The sequence below is a fragment of the Pseudoalteromonas sp. PPB1 genome (assembly GCF_015356275.1).
Taxonomy (GTDB): Bacteria; Pseudomonadota; Gammaproteobacteria; order Enterobacterales; family Alteromonadaceae; genus Pseudoalteromonas; species Pseudoalteromonas rubra_D.
In genome coordinates this window covers 144,593-164,064 of the sequence record NZ_JACEQV010000014.1, presented here as the reverse complement: position 1 = coordinate 164,064, position 19,472 = coordinate 144,593, and the positions used below count along the sequence as shown (strand labels likewise).

Genomic DNA, 19,472 nt, shown 5'->3' with positions numbered 1-19,472 from the left:
ACTTTCTTTCTTGGATCTTTAGTTTGTTTGGAGAGCTTAATAAATTCAGAAGGCTGCAAAATCACTATCACATAGATGGAAATTGGATTTTGACATTAGATCATAAATTTAATCAATTTGGTATAACTGCCCGCTCACAAAGCCCACACCACCGTCATCCCACACTTGATGCGGGAACTGCCAACAGGCCACACGATTAATATGAATTGTCCTTCCACCTTGCAATCATGATCAGGTATTAATACCAATTTCACTTAATACCTGGTCTATTTGAAGGAGCAAATAGGACGCTAACAGCGTTAAAAATTTCTCATTTAGAACAACTAAATAGCAAAATTTTTGCCTTGTTATCGACCCTATTTTCTCGCCTCAAAATAGATCACTTAATTAAGCAAATTGGTATAAGTGAACCTGGTATAAATATGTCTCTTTGCAAAGAGCGAACAATCACTGGGTACTAATCGCAGAGCAATTTTCTTGATATTGCGCCAGATAAGGTTTGTTTGAAATAAGCGTTTGGAGTGCGTTATTAAAAAGCGCCACATATTTTTCGTTATGTTGGTTAATCAGTAAAAAACCCTGATTAACGAATGCTGGTTTAGGCTGTCGTACCAGGCGTTTTACCTCAGAGTTAGACAGGGCTTTTGCGTATTCCCTTTCTGTTTGCTCATCCAGAACGACAATATCCGCGCGTTGACGCAGCAGAAATTGCAAGTTCTTGGTCGTGTAGGTCGCCTCCATCACCTCTATTTCATATTCTTTTATCGCTTGCCATAGTGTTTTCGGATACGTTAAACCTTTATTAATCAAAAGTCTGAATGGTTTTAAATCAGCGTAGGAGTTAAACTTAAAGGGGATGCTATCCAGGTGGTAAAAGTGGGAAACTTCTGAAGTGAGCGGGTACGATGTATACAGGTACTCGGTTGCTCTTTTTTCATTGTAATACCAATAAGCGCTGCCAATAAATTCCGTTTTTTTTCCTTCTTCGTATGCGCGTTGCCAGGGCATAAATACAAACCGAACACGGATCCCGTGCAAAGCAAAGGCATCTCGGATAAGCTGAGCGGTACACCCTTGATCCTCACGATGCCTGTCTACGTATGGAGGCCATTGACCAGTCGTAATATGCACTGTTTCAGCACTTAACGTAAAACTATAAAATAAAGCAAAAATAAAGTATTTCACTGACAAGGCTCTGAAAATCGGGCTAAACAAAACTATAGCGCTTATTGTTGAATAAAACGAATCGGCTAACAAAAGCGTCTATCCCATTGATCAAAAATAAAAGGCTAAGCTGTGGAGAGTTTTTTAGATATTTATGAACGAGCATGCGAGCGTAAAGGTTCGAAAGACATACTGGAATCATTACTCAGCGAACCCGTATCAAATACGCAACTTGCAATGCTTCCTGATGATGTTTGGCTGGAAGAGTTCACTCGAAAAATATTCCAAAGTGGTTTTTATTGGTCGGTGATTAACGCCAAGTGGTCAGGTTTTCGTGACGTGTTCTGGGACTTTTCGATTGAGAAGTTGCTTTACATGTCGCCTGAAATGTTTGAACAGCGCGCTCAGGATGAACGTATTGTACGTAACTATAAAAAAGTACAGAGCATTGCACATAACTGCCTTATGCTCCATGAGTTGGCATTAGAGCACGGCACTTTTAGTAAGCTTGTTGCAAATTGGCCTGAGGATAACATTATTGAACTATGGTTGTTACTTAAAAAGCAAGGGAGTCGATTAGGGGGCAATACAGGTCCTTATGCACTGAGGGCTGTCGGCAAAGATACGTTTATTCTAAGCCGGGATGTAGAAGCCTATTTGCGCGCGCATGAGGTGATCTCAGGCGGTTTGCATAGCCAGAAATCACTTCGCTCTGCGCAAGCCTTCTTCAATGAGTTACGTAGACAAAGTGGTTATTCATTGCAAAAATTAAGTCAGCTTGTCGCTTATAGTGTGGGTGACAATGAGGTAGGAGTAACATCATGAGCCAGTTTTTTACCCGCTACACCGAGTTGGGAGAGACTTACCTGGTCCCACAACAGCCTTATCAGTTTGAGCAGGCTCAATTACTACTTACTAATCAGGCATTGTTATCTGAATTAGGTATTGAGATCGATCAGCAAACGCTGCGTAACTACCTTGCGGGGGTGTCTCAGGTCGAGCACATTCAGCCGGTTGCAATGGCGTATTGCGGCCATCAGTTTGGTCATTTTAATCCGCAACTTGGTGATGGACGAGCACACCTCATTGCGTCAATCACCGCAGCGGATGGTCTCAGCTATGACATGCACCTCAAAGGCTCTGGTGCGACAGTCTTCTCGCGTGGGGGGGATGGCTTGTGTGCACTGGGTCCGGCTATCCGGGAATACATCATGAGCCATGCAATGCAAGCACTGGGTGTACCAACGACACACTGTCTGGCAGTCTTGACCACTGGTCAACAGGTGATGCGCCAGACGCCAGAGCCCGGCGCTGTTGTATGTCGCATTGCCCGAAGCCATATTCGGGTTGGCACCTTTCAGTTGATGGCAATGAACAAAGATGTGGCGGCGATGAGCAAGCTTGTCGAGTTATGTATCCGTGAATACTTCAGCGACATTACGTCCAGTGGTGAGGCACGTATCTTTGATTTCTTTACGCGGGTATGTCAGCGCCAGTGTGCACTTATTTTAAAGTGGATGCAGGTAGGCTTCATTCATGGGGTTATGAATACAGATAATACCCTGATAAATGGTGAGACGATTGACTATGGCCCTTGTGCGATGATGGAGTCTTTCTCGTTCGATACTGTGTTTAGCTCCATTGATCGTCAAGGACGCTATGCTTTTGGTCAGCAACCTAACATTGCCAGCTGGAATTGTGGCCGTCTGGCAGAGTCTTTGATGGTGTTGATTGAGGATAAAGACGCGGCGCTTGAGCGTTTTTCAGAGATTTTAAGTCAGTTTGCAGAGAGCTTTCATGAGGGCTACCAAGTAATGTGGTCTAAAAAGCTTGGGATAGGTACCTGGGAGGAATCAGATCAGGCATTATTGAGTGAACTGTTATCGCTGATGCAGCAAAATAAACTGGATTACACCAACACGTTTGCTGCTCTGACAAACGCACTCCACGCCAGTCCGCTACCAACCTACCCTTTACCTGAAGTGTTAGCTGACTGGGTCAGTAAGTGGCGAAAGCGGATTAGCGGACACAGTGCAGCTGAGGCTCTGGCGCTGATGCAATCTGTAAATCCGGCTATTATTCCGCGTAATGATCTGGTGGAGCGATTTATTGCCCTGTTTAATGAAGGCACTCTGAGTGATGAGTTTACTGACTGGCTAACTGCTTTGAAGAGCCCCTATACCTATCAAGCCTATCCTGCTCAATGGACGGCGACTATGGCACATGAACAGGCCTACCAGACGTTTTGTGGAACGTAAGCTATGAGTGAGCAGAGTAACCAGGCATTGACCTGGCAGGAAATCAAGCGACAGATCCTGACGCATAAAACTCCCTTGATTTACGCTCATCTGATTGCTTTTTGTGCCGCTCTGGTGAGCGTGCCCATTCCACTCATGATGCCTTTATTAGTGGATGAAGTGTTATTGGCACGCCCAGGTACTGCAGTGGAAACCCTTAATCATGTATTACCTGCTCAGTGGCACGGAGCGACGGGCTACATTATCTCTATCCTGATAGCTGTGGTGTGTATGCGCTTGGGGGCATTGGTGTTGGGTGTTGCGCAGTCACGTCAGTTCACTATCATAGGCAAGGATATTTCTTATCGGATCCGGGAAAGACTGCTTGGCCATCTGGCAAAGGTGCAGCTCAAGGAGTACGAAACCCAGGGCGCTGCGGCGATCAGTTCACGGTGTATCACAGATATTGAGACGCTGGATGGTTTTATCAGCCAAACCTTGTCTCGTTTCTTGATAGGCATTTTGACGATTGTAGGGACGGCCGTAGTACTGCTCTGGATCGACTGGCTGTTGGGTTTGATTATTTTGACACTTAATCCTGCTGTGATTTATTTTTCCCGGCAATTCGGTAAGCGCGTGAAGGACTTAAAGAAGCGTCAGAATAACGCGTTTGAAGCATTTCAGAGTGCGCTGGTCGATACGTTAGATGCCATCGCTCAGCTCAAGGCAATGCGACGCGAGCAAAGTTATTTCGATACGGTTGTAGGGGCGGCTAAATCGCTTCGTCACCACTCTGTACAGTCACAGTGGAAAACAGATGCAGTCAATCGACTTAGCTTCACCGTTTTCTTGTTGGGATTTGAAGTCTTTCGTGCCATCGCTATGCTGATGGTGGTTTTCTCTGACTTAACCGTAGGTCAGATATTCGCCGTATTTGGCTACTTGTGGTTTATGATGGGACCTGTGCAGGAGATACTGAGTATTCAGTATGCTTATTATGGCGCGACCGCTGCACTTCAGCGTCTGAATCAAGTGCTGGCATTCAGTACTGAGCCTCATCAGCCTGCTAACAGCGAGGTATTCAAACAACCCATGATCCGCATCGATTTTCGTCACGTTAGTTTTGCCTATCAAGATGGCATGCCGGTACTCAATGATGTGTCTTTGAGCTTGCCCAGCGGTAAGAAAACAGCGTTAGTTGCGGTATCGGGCGGTGGTAAGTCGACCCTTGTGCAATTACTGCTGGGGTTATATCAGAAGCAGTCAGGAGATATTTTAATTAATGACATGCCTGCCGAAGAGGTTGGTTTCCATGCCATTCGGGAGCATGTCGTGACTGTGCTACAGCAACCCATTCTATTTAATGCCAGTATTCGGGAGAATCTGGCCATGGGTAAAACCTGTGATGATGAGCTGCTATGGCATGCGTTAAAGGTGGCTGAACTGGCTGACACTGTCACAGACATGCCCCAACAGCTCGATACTGTGGTGGGTCGCAATGGGGTGCGACTGTCGGGCGGACAAAAGCAACGCCTGGCCATTGCCCGTATGGTTGCCGCGGATCCTAAAGTGGTGGTTCTGGATGAAGCAACGTCTGCGCTGGATGTGGAAACTGAGGCCAAAATACATCGCAATTTGAATACTTTTCTGTCAGGCAGGACGACCCTGATCATTGCCCATCGACTGAGTGCAATCCGTCAGGCAGACCAAATATATGTTCTGGATGATGGCGTCGTGAGCCAGGCTGGAGATCATCATAGCTTGGTTGCGGAACAGGGCTTGTACCGAGTGTTATTTGGTCATCAGAGCTGAATGTAAAATTAACAAAAAATTCCTAATTTGTGTTAAGTAAATATTAAGACATCATCTACTATTATTACTGCAAATATCAGATTGCATTATTATTTTAGAGAGGGAAGGATGATGAAACTACGAATGCTAAGCGTTGTTGTAACAGCTTTGATGGCAACCAGTGCGTATGCGGATGACCACCAAGAAGGCGTTTATTTGGGCGTCTTTGGTGACTACTATAATGCTGAGTGGGAAAATAGTCGGGATGCAGCTGGCGTCACCGTTGATGATTCAATGGGGTGGGGTGCCGAGCTGGGCTATCGCTTTAGCAAATACTGGAGTGCTCGTCTTGAGTATGCTGATATGGATTTTGATTTGTCAGGATTACGCAGTGACTCTGTAGACGGTGATAGAATTGGTATTGACGGCCTTTATCACTTTAATGGTGGCCCTTTCTATGCACTATTTGGTCTGAAATCAATCGATGTGTTTGACAATAACACCTTTGCCAATGTGGGCGCGGGTTATCGTCATCACTTCAGCGACAACTTTGCTGCTAACTTTGAAACGGCTATTTATCAGGGCATTGATCGGGGTTACACCGATGTGGGCGCAAAGCTCGGTATTAACTACTTCTTTGGCGGCGCGAGCAGCAGTAAACCTGTTGAACCTGCACCAGCTCCGCAGCCAGAGCCAGAGCCTGTTGTCGCAGCGCCTGTCGATACGGACAAAGATGGCATTTATGACATGGATGACCAGTGTGCCAATACAGCAATGAGTGATGCAGTTGATGCGCAAGGGTGTACTTTGTATGAAGACAAAGAGGTAACTGTCAGCTTGCTGGTGCGTTTCCCGAACAATAACTCAAGCGTGTCACAACAGTATCTTAATGATATTCAAGCTGTTGTAAGCTTCCTGAATGAGCACCCAGAAACCACAGTGGTACTTGAAGGGCACACTTCCGCTGTGGGTAAAGCGGATTACAACAAATGGTTGTCTAAGAAGCGTGCTGATGCTGTTGCGAAGCAGCTAATAGAGAAAGGCATTGATGAAATGCGTATCACAACGGTGGGTTACGGTGAAGAACGTCTGAAAAATACCGATGATTCCGCACAAGCCCATGCTGAAAACCGCCGTGTTGAAGCAAAAGTGAAATCTGTAGAGCGTGTCAAAGTTAAGCGCTAACCCTTGTTTATTCTACTCTGGCCCGGCATTGTCCGGGCCTTTTTGTCTCTTTTTCTTACTTCAAGCCATTCATATAAACATTGTTTTTAACTCAGTGTATTCACAGGGTTTATAGTCAATATAAGACGGCAAAGTGGCCGTTTGATTTTCATCTATACTCTAAGACCTTATAATAAATCATCATATTTTACATATAAGCAAATTTATTAGGGTTTTTAACCCTAAAAATTAATTACCTGTTCACGTCACCAAGAGGGCATAACTGTGCTTCAAGAATATCGTAACCATGTTGAGGAGCGCGCAGCGCAAGGGATTGTTCCCAAACCGCTGGATGCGCAGCAAACCGCAGAACTGATCGAGTTATTGAAAACGCCACCAGCAGGTGAAGAAGAGTTCATAGTTGATCTGTTTATCAATCGTGTACCACCCGGTGTGGATGACGCAGCCTACGTCAAAGCGGGCTTTTTAGCGGCTGTAACAAAAGGCGAAGCGACTTCTCCCCTCATCTCTAAAGCTTATGCGGCAGAGTTACTGGGCACTATGTTGGGTGGGTACAACATTGCGCCGATGATCGAATTGTTGGATGACGCAGCATTAGCGCCGATAGCGGTGAAAGGCTTATCACACACCCTGCTCATGTTTGATGCCTTCTATGATGTTGAGGAAAAAGCCAAAGCAGGTAATGTATTTGCTAAACAAGTGATTGAATCCTGGGCAAATGCTGAGTGGTTCCTGGATAAGCCCGCAGTCGCAGATAAAATCTCAGTAACGGTCTTTAAGGTGACGGGCGAAACCAATACGGATGATCTGTCTCCGGCACCGGATGCCTGGTCACGACCCGATATTCCGCTGCATGCGCTGGCTATGTTAAAAAATGAGCGGGATGGCATTACGCCGGACAGAGCTGGCGAAATTGGTCCGGTTACCCAATTAGAAGCGCTGAAGCAAAAAGGGTTGCCCTTAGCGTATGTCGGTGATGTTGTAGGTACCGGCTCTTCACGTAAGTCAGCAACTAACTCTGTTCTATGGTTTATGGGTGACGATATTCCGTTTGTGCCAAATAAGCGAGTGGGTGGTGTGTGCCTCGGTGGCAAGATTGCGCCTATTTTCTTCAATACAATGGAAGATTCGGGTGCTTTACCCATTGAGCTACCGGTTGATGACCTGAATATGGGTGACCAGATTGATATCTACCCATACGAAGGGGTCGTTAAGCGCCATGGTAGCGATGAAGTGGTCACCACATTTAGTTTGAAGTCAGATGTTATCCTGGATGAAGTACGAGCCGGCGGTCGTATTCCTTTGATCATTGGCCGGGGGCTGACTGATAAAGCACGGCATGCGCTGGGGTTGGAGCAGGAAGATATTTTCTGCAAACCTAAACTGATAGAGGACTCAGGTAAAGGGTTCACATTGGCACAGAAAATGGTTGGTCGTGCCTGTAATATGCCAGGGGTTCGCCCGGGTCAGTACTGTGAGCCAACGATGACCACAGTGGGCTCGCAGGATACCACAGGCCCAATGACTCGGGATGAATTAAAAGATCTGGCATGTTTGGGCTTTTCAGCCGATCTAACGATGCAGTCATTCTGTCATACATCGGCTTACCCTAAGCCGATTGATGTAAATACCCACCACACTTTGCCGGATTTCATCATGAATCGCGGTGGCGTATCATTGCGTCCTGGCGATGGCGTGATCCACTCCTGGCTGAACCGCATGTTGCTGCCAGATACCGTGGGGACAGGTGGTGACTCTCATACCCGCTTCCCATTGGGGATTTCATTCCCGGCCGGGTCGGGTGCTGTGGCATTTGCAGCAGCAACCGGTGTGATGCCACTGGATATGCCAGAATCCGTACTGGTGCGGTTTAAAGGTGAGATGCAACCCGGGATCACGCTACGCGATCTGGTTCATGCGATCCCCTACTATGCGATTAAGCAAGGCTTACTCACGGTTGAAAAGAAAGGTAAGATCAATGAGTTCTCTGGCCGTATTCTTGAAATTGAAGGGGTTGAGCATCTGACTGTTGAGCAGGCATTTGAATTGTCCGACGCATCGGCTGAGCGCTCAGCTGCGGGCTGTACCGTTAAATTGTCCCAGGAATCGATTGAAGAGTACTTAAATTCAAATATCGTCATGCTGAAGTGGATGATTGCTGAGGGTTATGGCGATGTTCGCACTATCGAGCGTCGTATCACCAAGATGGAAGAGTGGTTGGCGACCCCTGAACTGATGACTGCGGATCCCGACGCAGAATATGCTCACACGATTGAAATTGATCTCGCTGAAATTAAAGAGCCTATTCTATGTGCGCCAAACGATCCGGATGATGCGCGTCTGTTGTCCGAGGTAACTGGTGAAACAATTGATGAGGTGTTTATTGGCTCTTGTATGACCAACATAGGTCATTTCAGGGCTGCGGGCAAACTGCTCGACAACTTTGGTGCTCGGCTACCAACACAGTTATGGGTTGCGCCGCCTACTAAGATGGACAGAGATCAACTAACAGATGAAGGGTATTACGGTATTTACGGCCGTGTTGGTGCGCGTATTGAAACGCCTGGCTGTTCGTTGTGTATGGGTAACCAGGCCCGGGTCGCGGACAAGGCAACTGTGGTGTCAACTTCTACACGTAATTTCCCCAACCGTCTGGGAACTGGTGCCAATGTCTACCTGGCCTCGGCAGAGCTTGCTGCTGTTGCAGCTATCCTGGGTAAGCTGCCAACGCCGGCGGAGTATCAACAATATGCAGAGCGGATCAATGCCACCGCTGCAGATACCTATCGTTATCTGAATTTCCACAAAATGCCTCAGTACACTAAAAAAGCGGATGATGTGATTATTCAGCAAGCTGTTTAAGTCACTAAGTTCGTATTCAGCCAGAGCCAGCTTCAAGCTGGCTCAGTCATACTTAATGTATATCAAAAGTCAGCTAAGTGTTTGTTTATATTTTATTTCAAATGCTGCCTCATTGGCTTTCGTGGTCCCTAAGGCGAGGTGAGTTTCTTGACTATCTGACGGCTTGACTTATTATTATTCAATAATGTAAGAATCTGTAACCAGGGAGTGGTGCGTTGGTCCTTGTGTTACTTTCCAGTCTACTCTGCGCAAGGTCTAACGTTATGAATAAATCGCTTATTATGGCGTGTTGTCTGGTCACAGGCACCGCTGCGGCTGCACCTAACCCTTCTTATAGTGAAATTCGCCTCGGTTTTGAATCCATTGAATACAGTGAAGCGCTTAATGATTTAAGCGGATTGGGCCGTTTGACTCAGGACGCAAAAGTGCGTAATCCCACAATCAGACAGCTGTCTTATTCTGGCATTAACGACGACTGGGGTGTGTATATTGGCACTGCGGCAACCATTTATCCGGGCCTGGATACAGAAACCTGGTATGTCAATGATTTTCAGGACCCTAACGACAGCTCTGTGACCCACCAGTTTGGCGCAGTGCAATATAACGATTTCAAAGCAAAGTCTAACGAAATAGCAATGAGTGCCGCCTATAACCTAACACGTGCATTGCAAGTCACTATGGGTGGGCGGATTTTTACAACCAGCTTTACCCGGTCGGACTTTCGATTCGCTCAGCCTGGGGCTGGCCAGTTTGATCAGGTCTTACAGTCCGCACCGCGTGGTGATGGCGATCCCGTAGCACGTTTTAATTTACCCGGGCAAAATAACACAGGTACAGGGGATCTGGAGGGCTTACCTGGAAATCTACAGCCCGTCGTTTCTACCACGGAAGATCAATTGAGCATTATTGCTGCGGCCGGGTTAAGATATGACAGCAAACTACAAGATACGTCTAATAAATTTAGCTGGTATGCAGATGCCGAAGTGACACTCCCTGTTTATACCCGAGTACAGAATACCCGGACCATTGAGAGAACACTCAGTGAAACCTTTAATGGTTGGGGCATACAGGGGCGTGCGGGTGTCCGTTATCAGGTTTTTGAGAGCATCGCTGTGATGGCGGGGCTGGATGTATCTTACAAAGAACGTGATGCAATCTCTGAGTCAGATGGCAATCGTCGTACTGTCCCAGACATAGAGTATACCAATATATCCCTGTCAGCCGGGATCCAATGGAGTTATTAATGTACAAACAAAGCAGTATCGCCTTATTACTGGCAGTAACATTATTAGGCGGGTGTAAAACGCTGGATTCAGTGAGCAATATTGTTAGCAGTGATAAGGCAACCCCAGAGCAGATCCAGGCTGCCTATCATAAAGCTGAGGCAGCCTATCAGGAGGCACAACAAGCGATTGGTTTGTCCGCAGAGGCAGAACTGAGTGAGTACGACAGCGAACGGACCTCAAAGGCCAGTAAACTTTGGCAATCATTGCAAGATGACTTCGCTGAGCTCAGTGCAAACCCGGCGGAATCACTCGAAAGCGCCTCTTTGTTTTCCTCGGACACCAAAGCCGATGAGGTGATGGCAGTTAGTCAGGAAATTGTCAGCTTGATTGCGGCAGCACAAAGCGCAAAGCAAGCTATTGTTAGTGTACTGGAACCGGTTCGCGCTCATTTTGTGGTACTCGATAAACTGGAAGCTGGGCAGCAGTTTGCGCGTCGTTATGCTCGGCTTGCGGCGCGCCACGATGACTTCAAAGAGATGCTGGTTGCTGGTAAACGCATTGAGGTTGAGGGAGCGTTGCCTGAACTACAGTCTCAGCTACATGTGCTGGAGCAGGACGCAGCGGAGCACTTTTTTCTGGGTAAAGTGCTGAGTGAGGTACGAACGCTGGCAACCTCAGATAAGGCTGACATTTTGCCGACCGTATATCAGGATGTCAAAGTCACGGCAGAGTCTGCGCAAAGCTATATTCGCCAAAATGTGCGCGCTTATGAAGACATCAAGCACAAGGTGAAACTGGCTGAGTTACAGATAAAAAGAATGGAGCAGCTTTTTTCTGAGCATATGCGCAGGCAGGCTGCCATTGACGATAAGCGCGCAGAAGCCCCGTTACTGGCGCTGGAAGCACAGCTCTTAGAAATGACAAACAAGGCTGGTTTGGGGGATCTGCGTCACCTGAGTTTCAGCGAACAGTTGGAGGCGATTAACAATAAGCTGTAGTGGTGCACTCAGCGACTGTGACACATGGGCAGTCATGTAAATGCTTACTATAAACAAGTTCTTGGATAGAAAAGTTTATGGGGGGCTGTGAATGTCTGGTGGTCGCTTATTGCAATCAACACTTGCTAGTTGGCCAGTTGCAGAGGTGGTTACGACAAATTAATCCCATTTCTGAATTTCCACTCAAAGTACCCATTAAAAGGCTGGGCTTTGTACGTAAAGCCTTGCTTTTTGCATCAACTCCTTTCCATCGCCACAGTATTATACCAATGTCACTTAATACCTAGCCTATTTGAAGGAGCAAATAGGGCGCTAACAGCGTTAAAAATTTCTCAGTTAGAACAACCAAAGAGTAAAACTTGTTCCTCGTCTATATGAATGTAGGTGTCTCAGCGATAGCAGGACGCGGGTACGGTGTGATCGACCCCATTTTCTCGCCTCCAAATAGAATATTGAATTAAGCAAGCTAGTATTATCAATAAGTTACATTGTTAATGACCCGCAATAAAAAATAATTGTATTTTATGCACCTGTTGAAGAAATAGAAACAATGTTAGAATAGGCGTTTAAAACTGCGCTACAAAAGCGATTAGACACAACACAATACTACGAGGATGGATAACCTTGATGCAGGAAGTACAATAATGACTAAAATTAAGGGGTTAATTGTTTCAGGTCAGAGTAAGTGGCCACTTACCGCTGCCTTGGCGTTCGCATTGAGCGGATGTGGAGGGGGAAGTGACAGCACGGGAGCTGACTCAGGTCAGGGCGCTGTTACACCTAAACAGAACCAGGCGCCGGTGGTGAGCATAGCAGCCTTGCCTGAGCAACAGGAGCGCCTCGCATTTACACTGACAGCCAGTGCTAGCGATTCTGATGGCAAAGTGGCCAGTTACGCCTGGTCTCACAGTTCGTCGCTTTCTTTGACGGAAGCAGATACGGATACGGCAATGCCAACCTATACGGTACCGGATATCCAAGAAGATACGACTATTACCTTTACGGTGATGGTAACCGACGATCAGGGAGCGACTCAGCAATCCAGCCAAAGTGTGCTGATCAAACGCAATACAGTTTCAGTTACCCTGAATGGACGCGTGACAGATGAGCCTATTGCCAATGCGGATGTTGTATTGTCTGCGGGCGGATCTGAGGTACAGGTCAAGGCAAACGGAGAAGGCTTGTATTCTGCGACATTGGTTGTAGATGAAAGTGAGGCAGACTACCCGGTCATGATTTCAGCAACCGGCGTGGATGCACAGAGTCAGGTTGAATTTGTTTCTGTGCTGAATTCCATGGCACAGTTGGTACAACAAGCCGGTGAAGATGGTCAGCTCGATAAGACTGAAAACTTTGGCGTTAATGTTACGAACGTTTCGACTGCGGAATATGCGTTGATGACACGCGCAGGCGCTATGCTAACCAGTGATGCTGAATTAAACCAGGCGTTATTAAATGTTGATGCCGACGAAAAAATGTCGCTGGCTTCGTTGATTAAGATTGTTGTTGATAATAGTGATTATAGCCTCCCTGAAGGCGTGAAGACGACATTGGATTTAGTCGACGATGCGCACACTGCTCAACAATTTGAGAATGACGTCAATGCTGCAGATCCCGCGTTGATTGAGTCGACGAAGGCTGCAATAAAGCAAGATGTTGACTTGATTGACGATACTACAGCCCCTGTTGAGGGCGAGTTCATTCTGCAAGCGGTGAAACACTTCAATGCTGCTGCATATCATGTCAGCTTGAGTGGTTCTGGAAAAGGTACTATTTCCGCAATCAATACTGTGGAGATCAAAAGCTGGAAACAAGACAACAACACAGTCCAGATCACCCTGGCGGAGCCGTTACACATCTCAACCCGGGAGAGTGATCCAGAGCGCTCTGTCTACATTGATTCATTGGAAATGACGATCCTGGCGGAAAATGCCGTGTTCAGAACAGTCGACATTGTTGAACAGGGCATCGCTGTGTTCGGCGGGAATGACCCAGAGACAGAACCATATGAAAAAGCTTATACCAGTAATTTGCTGGATAAAGGGATGACCCTGGCCCTGCCGGGTGACGAAGAGATGCAGGGGTTGTGGCATATTGAGGTGCGCGAAAGCGATGGTCAAACTGGCCGTGGTTTCCCGGATCAGTATCAGCTGGAGCAGAACGGAGAAATCTCTACCCCCATTGTGGATCCCAAGCGAGAGGTACTAGCCTGGCGGGTAAATGGCAATACGCTTGAGGTTGACTATCGAGCGGGCGAGCACACTGTGACTGAGGTGTTCTGGATAACCAAAAAACTCGGCGCTGCTTATCAATATGTGAGCCTGGCCAAAGGTGAGGCTGGTATGGCCGATACGCGCTATGGGATCCTGGTTAAACAGCAGCCGGAGGCGGTATTCACCGACAGCAACGTGGTTGGCCGTTGGCAGGGGTTCATTGGCATGAGCCAGACCCCTTTCGATATGGATCTATTTAGCAGTGGTGAGCTGTATATTGATACTTTTGATTGGCAATATGCCTGGTATGTCGACAAGGGTGAGTTAATACGAGAGCGTTACAGATATGGCAGCTATAGCAACACACGCACCCCAGAGTGTAAGCCAAATATGCCAGACTGCACCTTGCAGGCTAAAGTTACACACCAGTTAGTAGCACAATCTGATGATTATTATTATGTAAGTCGTCAGTTTGAGCAGTTTGATAGTGAGGGTAACACAACCTCTTTGTATCATAGTCTGCTGATCTATCACTATACCCCTGAAATAGTACAAACAGAGTTTTTGCCAAGTAACCTGGAAGATATTCACGATATGTGGGCAAAAGACGAAGATTTGGGTTGGTACAAAGTCATGTTTGGACCTATGTTTTGGAGCATAGAACATCCAGACAGTGTTAAAAACCAGTTAATTATCAATGGCGTTGTGCATCAGTACGAATTAGAAGATGGCAAGTTAGCGTTCATGCTCGATGAGCAACCGCATTATGTGGAGCTCCTGAATTATGACGTTAGGGGTATGCAGATCTGTCTTTATGCTGCCAGCCAGGGGTGTCAGGAGTCTGATAAGCAACAGTGGTATTACGATTTTGATGGTTACGAGATCACGACTCAGACAATAGGGCAGGGCAATTTTTATCCCGCCTATCAGGAAATCCCTGAAGGACACTCTGCGCATGTCTATGTTGAGTCCGAGGCAGGTTATATGCTGCAGAGCATCACTGGCTGTGGTGGTGAGCTATCCGAGCCGAATTATTACATTCCAGCACGTGATACGGATTGTGAAATTACCGCCACTTTTGTTGAAAAGGCCAATCTGGCAGAGCTGGCCGGTATCACGGATCCCCGCCTTGCTGAGTGCGTAAACCAGATGTCGGTGCAGTCTCCGCAGGCAATTACCTCACTGTCTTGCACATCGAGTGAAGCAATCCAGTCACTGAACGGATTGAATAATTTGACTGGGTTACAAGAGCTGACACTTGGTCCTGTGGCCGTCAGCGAGTTCGATTTGTCTGGTTTGAGTCAACTGACATCTCTCAGCATTGAGGGGAGCGAACACGGTATTTCTGCCTTGACTGTGCCCGATCCTGAACAGCTACTGGAGCTGAAATTGTATGGTGTCGGACTCAATGATGAGACTCTGGCATCGTTAGGTTTAGCACGTTTTACCGCACTGCATCAACTGGATTTATCCGGCAATGCGCTAAGCACGTTCGACGCACAAAGCTGGCCCAATTTGACAACCCTGATATTGTCAGGCAACCGACTTGAAGAACTTAACCTTGAGCATAACCTTCAGTTACATGACCTGGATGTCAGCATAAATTCGCTGAGTGCGCTGAGTATTGAAAACAATTTGCAGCTGCGTTATTTGGACGCCAGTTGGAACGCGTTAGCGCAGTTGGATATGACTGAGAATACCGCACTGTACAGTGTGGAGCTTTCTGAAAATCATTTAACGCAAGTGTTGACAGGTGAGCACCCCATGCTGACCAGGTTCCGCGCTGAGTTTAATAACCTGACTGCAATGCAGTTGAGTGGGATGCCACGATTAAATGAGCTAGAGCTAGCTTTTAATAATCTGGCACAGCTGGAGCTCATTCATAACCTTGAGCTGGAAACGCTAAACATTAGCAATACACCGCTTGAACAGTTGGAGTTGTCCGCTAATCGTATGCTGAAAGTTCTTCACGCAAGCCGCATTTCGTTGCTGAGTGCGCTGGATTTGAGGAATAATTCGCAGCTTAAAAGCCTATACATTAACGAAAATACCCACTTGCAGTCTGTTATGCTGGCTGACGGGTTACAGCTTGAACATCTGGGCATATCGGATAGCCCTTTACTCGTGAGTCAGCTTGAGCAGTTTGATGGTGAGCGTCTCTCCTTCTTGAGTATCGGTGGGGTGGACTCGCGTTGGGTCGATTTGGCGCAGTATCCAAATCTGATATCATTGGCCTGGCAGGGGGCTGCACTGGAGCAGGTTGATTTGTCCAGTCTGACCAAACTCCGACGGTTGAATCTAAGCCGAAATCCGCTTACGCAAATTGACCTGAGCCACAATACTTTATTGGAGGAGCTGATTTTTTCCTACACGTCCATTACCGAATTAGATTTACAGCATAATCCGCATCTACAATATGTCTACGTGTATGCCAATGCACTGAACTCAGTCTCCGGGGTTGAGGCGATACAAAATAGAAATGTACGACTGGAGTTTGACTTAAACCCGCTCAGTGATGACACGGTCTCTTACCTGTTACAGGTTCAGAACAATGGGTATGATAACCTGACTTACAGTCAGTCCTCTCTGGCAGAGATTGTTATCACAGGGCAGGGCAGCGTCGATGGAACAGTTGTAGAGCTTGGCAACAATCAGTCTCTGGAACTTACCTTGTATCCATATGTCGGTCAGCAGGTTGGTCGTGTCACAGGTTGTCCGGGCGAGTTACTGGACACGGTATACCGACTCGGTCCACTGCAAGGCTACTGTGTGTTGCAGGTGGAGTTCGTGCCGCTACCATAACTCTGTACTCACCCAGCGTTTTGCAATGTAACCAAGATTGCCACAACGCTGACGCTAAAACAGGACTTTGCATGCAAAGTCCTGTTTTTGTATGCAGTAAACACTGAACTTGCAACTTGTGTATTTTTGATTTAAAAAATTGCAAAAAACAGGCTAATTATTCTTTTAAACCGACTAAATAAACAGATTCAAAATCACAATTCCCCTTTAAATGGATTAAGATCTCCGCCAAATTGTCATCCCTAGGCGAGAGCAAAATGACCGCAGTAAACAACCAGAATTTGCTACAACTTCGTTTTATTCAACAAACGCACATCGATGCGGTTAAACCTTCGTTTAACCGTCTGCCAGATAACCCTTATGCGGATGGTGCATTCCGTAAACGTCGTTATTCCGTATTGAAATTCGCCAATGGTGAAGTGGCTTTACAGCCGACTAAAGCCTTTGTGCAGGACGACTCAATCAACACCTTTCAGGGCAATATTGAGCGTGTTTATGAAAATCTGGAAGCAGACCTGATCCACAGCGAAGGTTTCAAGCACCTGCTGAATGAATTTAAAGTAATGACAGGTATCAGCGATGAGCGTGACATCGAAGTCCATCAGTTCCGCATGCTGGCCATTGAGAGTGATACACCGCCAGCACCAGAAGGCGTGCATCAGGATGGTTTTGATCATGTGTGCGTATGTGGTGTGTCGCATGAGAACATCGCGGGTGGTGAGCTGCTGGTATACGAGCACAAAGACGCTGAGCCATGCTTTAAGATGGAGATCAAAGATGGTCTGTTTGCTCTGGTCAATGACCGTGAGGTTTGGCACAACGCGACGCCAATGAACAAGCTAGATGCCACGCAAACGGGGTATCTGGACTGTTTTGTATTTACCGCGTAAGAGGCCATTATGAATCTGAATCAAGTGCGTCGTCAGTTTCCTGCCCTGATGCAACAAGTGGCAGGCCGTTCCCCTATTTTCCTGGATGGCCCGGGTGGCTCGCAAGTGCCGCAGTCTGTGCTCAGTGCTATGTCTGCGTATCTGGGTTACTTTAACTCCAACCTGGGTGGAGCCTTTTTCTCCAGTGATAAAACCGTCGAGCTAATGGACAATGCGCGTCAGGCGGTGGCGGACTTGCTCAATGCGCCAGCCAAAGAGCAGATTGTTTTTGGTGCCAACATGACCAGCCTGACGTTCAGCTTTAGTCGCGCGATTTCACGCGACTGGCAGGCTGGTGATGAGATCATTGTAACCAATGCAGATCATTACTCCAATGTCTCGTCATGGCGTCAGGCTGCTGAGGATAAAGGGGCGAGTGTACATGCAGTGAAGGTGAATGAAGCCGATTGCACGCTGGATATGGACCATTTCCGTAGCCTGCTCAATAGTAAGACTAAGCTGGTGGCCGTGACTTATGCGTCTAATACCACCGGCTCTATCAATGACATCAAACAGATAGTCGAACTGGCGCACCAGGTTGGTGCACTGGTATACGTTGATGCCGTGCACTATGCACCCCATGAGCTGATCGATGTTCAGGCGCTGGACTGTGATTTCCTGGCCTGCTCTGTCTATAAGTTCTTTGGTCCACACGTTGGTGTGGTATACGGTAAAATGGCCCACCTGGCTGGCTTTACGCCGTATAAAGTCGAACCTGCAAAAGACGTGGTGCCGGGCCGTTGGGAAACGGGCACCCAAAGTTTTGAAGGGCTGGCTGGGGTTGTGGCAGCCATTGACTATATTGCCTCGCTGAGTGGATTACCTGAAGATACCCCGCGACGGGAACGTCTGGGTGTGGCTTTTGCCAATACCAAAGCTCATGAAATGGCGTTAAGTGAATACTTCTTGTCACGCCTGCAGGCATTTCCGCAAATCCGTTTGTATGGAATCAAAGACACGGCGCGCTTGGCGAGCGCACCCCCACGTTTGCATTAACCTTTGATGGCATTGCACCACGCACCGTGTCTGAATACCTGGGTAAACAGCATATTTGTGTGTGGGATGGTAACTTCTATGCACAGGGCTTATGTGAACAGCTGGGTGTGATGCAAAGCGGTGGAGTTGTGCGTATCGGTTGTATGCACTACAACACAATTGAAGAGCTGGACACCTTGTTCGGACACTTCGAAGCATTACTGGCACAGTAATACCAAAAAGGCGCCTGAGGGCGCCTTTTTTGAGTGTTCATAAATGGTCTTCAATATAATGGTTGAGTTGACTGATCCGTGCACTCATCCCTTCAATGATCTTATCTTTGATTTTCTCTCTGATCACATTAGGTAAACGTGTCAATGCATCGGGCGTAATAGCCAGCAGGATGGTGTCTTTGCATGCCAGTGCGCTGGTGCTGCGTTCCCGGTGAGAAATAAAAGCGCCTTCGCCGAGAAATTCACCTGGGCCGACCCGGCCAATGGCATGATGTTGATCCTGGTTGTAGATAGACAGCTCACCACTGAGCACAATGTACAGTCGATTGTCTTTATCAAAACGCCGAAATGCGTGCCTGTCTTTGCTGACCAGGTACAGATGGCTAAAGGACTCAAGCAGCACCTGACGTTCGGACAGCGTAAACTCTTTGAAAAAGGTGAGTCTGTTGAGAATTTCCAACTGTTTGATCAGTGGGATATGCTCCAGTAGTTTCATGATATAAAGCAAGTTCGGATCGATATGACAGCATAGTGCTTGCTTTTTACAATGGGGTCAAGGCAGAAGCCAGTTCGAAAACTGCCGGGCTTTCACTCGGCAGTCAGGTGTATAATTAGCAGCCTGGATCATACGGAGAGGTTGGGCAAGTTAGTCCTTGATAGGTCATACATCCCTTGTTATAGGGTGAGCTGGCATACATACCACCTGCAGCTTGTGGTGTTAGCTCCTGAGCTAATGGCGTTTTGTTGTTCAAGCGTTTGAGCGATTTTTTCTGTAAGCTGATTTTCATAGTCGTTCCTTAAATGTTGTAGTTTTAGTGTGCAAAGTGCACTTATTAAAAGTACGAGTTCAAGCTTTT

At 47.1% G+C, this 19,472-nt stretch carries 13 protein-coding genes and 1 pseudogene; 11 read left to right on the top strand and 3 right to left on the bottom strand.

Features of this window, described 5'->3' with window-relative positions; genetic code table 11:
- The coding region (locus IY568_RS24810; protein WP_228553368.1) for a hypothetical protein at positions 1-200 on the top strand (200 nt) is incomplete at its 5' end.
- A 247-nt stretch (positions 201-447) separates the two neighbouring features.
- On the opposite strand, the gene IY568_RS15615 is transcribed toward IY568_RS24810, so the two are convergent.
- Entirely contained in the window at positions 448-1,185 is a 738-nt protein-coding gene (locus tag IY568_RS15615) for a substrate-binding periplasmic protein (RefSeq protein ID WP_125562999.1), read from the bottom strand.
- A 111-nt stretch (positions 1,186-1,296) separates the two neighbouring features.
- On the opposite strand from IY568_RS15615, the gene IY568_RS15610 reads away from it, so the two are divergent.
- The 10 genes and pseudogenes from IY568_RS15610 to IY568_RS15565 all read left to right on the top strand — a co-directional run bounded on the left by IY568_RS15610 (position 1,297) and on the right by IY568_RS15565 (position 18,615).
- Complete coding sequence (locus IY568_RS15610) at positions 1,297-1,989, top strand: DNA-3-methyladenine glycosylase I (protein ID WP_125563001.1); 693 nt, start codon at positions 1,297-1,299, stop codon at positions 1,987-1,989.
- Positions 1,986-3,422 carry a protein adenylyltransferase SelO gene (locus IY568_RS15605; RefSeq protein ID WP_194868035.1) on the top strand — a complete coding sequence of 479 codons (1,437 nt, stop codon included), beginning with the start codon at positions 1,986-1,988 and terminating at the stop codon, positions 3,420-3,422. The genes IY568_RS15610 and IY568_RS15605 overlap by 4 nt, the downstream gene beginning before the upstream one ends.
- Positions 3,423-3,425: 3 nt before the next feature.
- On the top strand, positions 3,426-5,213 hold the full coding sequence (locus IY568_RS15600; RefSeq protein ID WP_125563005.1) for an ABC transporter ATP-binding protein: 1,788 nt from the start codon (positions 3,426-3,428) through the stop codon (positions 5,211-5,213).
- Between the two features lie 111 nt (positions 5,214-5,324).
- Positions 5,325-6,377, top strand: a complete 1,053-nt coding sequence (locus IY568_RS15595) for an OmpA family protein (protein WP_194868036.1) — start codon at positions 5,325-5,327, stop codon at positions 6,375-6,377.
- Between the two features lie 264 nt (positions 6,378-6,641).
- Entirely contained in the window at positions 6,642-9,239 is a 2,598-nt protein-coding gene (gene acnB, locus IY568_RS15590) for a bifunctional aconitate hydratase 2/2-methylisocitrate dehydratase (RefSeq protein ID WP_138537849.1), read from the top strand.
- A 263-nt stretch (positions 9,240-9,502) separates the two neighbouring features.
- Positions 9,503-10,483, top strand: a complete 981-nt coding sequence (locus tag IY568_RS15585) for an autotransporter outer membrane beta-barrel domain-containing protein (protein WP_125563009.1) — start codon at positions 9,503-9,505, stop codon at positions 10,481-10,483.
- On the top strand, positions 10,483-11,463 hold the full coding sequence (locus tag IY568_RS15580; RefSeq protein WP_194868034.1) for a hypothetical protein: 981 nt from the start codon (positions 10,483-10,485) through the stop codon (positions 11,461-11,463). The genes IY568_RS15585 and IY568_RS15580 overlap by 1 nt, the downstream gene beginning before the upstream one ends.
- Before the next feature lie 644 nt (positions 11,464-12,107).
- Positions 12,108-16,478, top strand: coding sequence for a leucine-rich repeat domain-containing protein (locus IY568_RS15575; protein ID WP_194868033.1), 4,371 nt, complete (start codon positions 12,108-12,110; stop codon positions 16,476-16,478).
- Between the two features lie 257 nt (positions 16,479-16,735).
- The gene (locus tag IY568_RS15570) at positions 16,736-17,368 is read left to right on the top strand and encodes a 2OG-Fe dioxygenase family protein (RefSeq protein WP_138537846.1); all 633 of its coding nucleotides are present in this window, start codon (positions 16,736-16,738) and stop codon (positions 17,366-17,368) included.
- A gap of 9 nt (positions 17,369-17,377) precedes the next feature.
- Positions 17,378-18,615, top strand: a pseudogene (locus IY568_RS15565) (cysteine desulfurase-like protein).
- Positions 18,616-18,652: 37 nt separating this feature from the next.
- On the opposite strand, the gene IY568_RS15560 reads toward IY568_RS15565, so the two are convergent.
- Together IY568_RS15560 and IY568_RS15555 are read right to left on the bottom strand one after the other, a co-directional pair.
- On the bottom strand, positions 18,653-19,111 hold the full coding sequence (locus IY568_RS15560; protein ID WP_010386139.1) for a cyclic nucleotide-binding domain-containing protein: 459 nt from the start codon (positions 19,109-19,111) through the stop codon (positions 18,653-18,655).
- Between the two features lie 115 nt (positions 19,112-19,226).
- Positions 19,227-19,403 (bottom strand): hypothetical protein, encoded by a 177-nt coding sequence (locus tag IY568_RS15555; protein ID WP_164517604.1) that lies wholly within the window; start codon positions 19,401-19,403, stop codon positions 19,227-19,229.
- Positions 19,404-19,472: the final 69 nt, after the last annotated feature.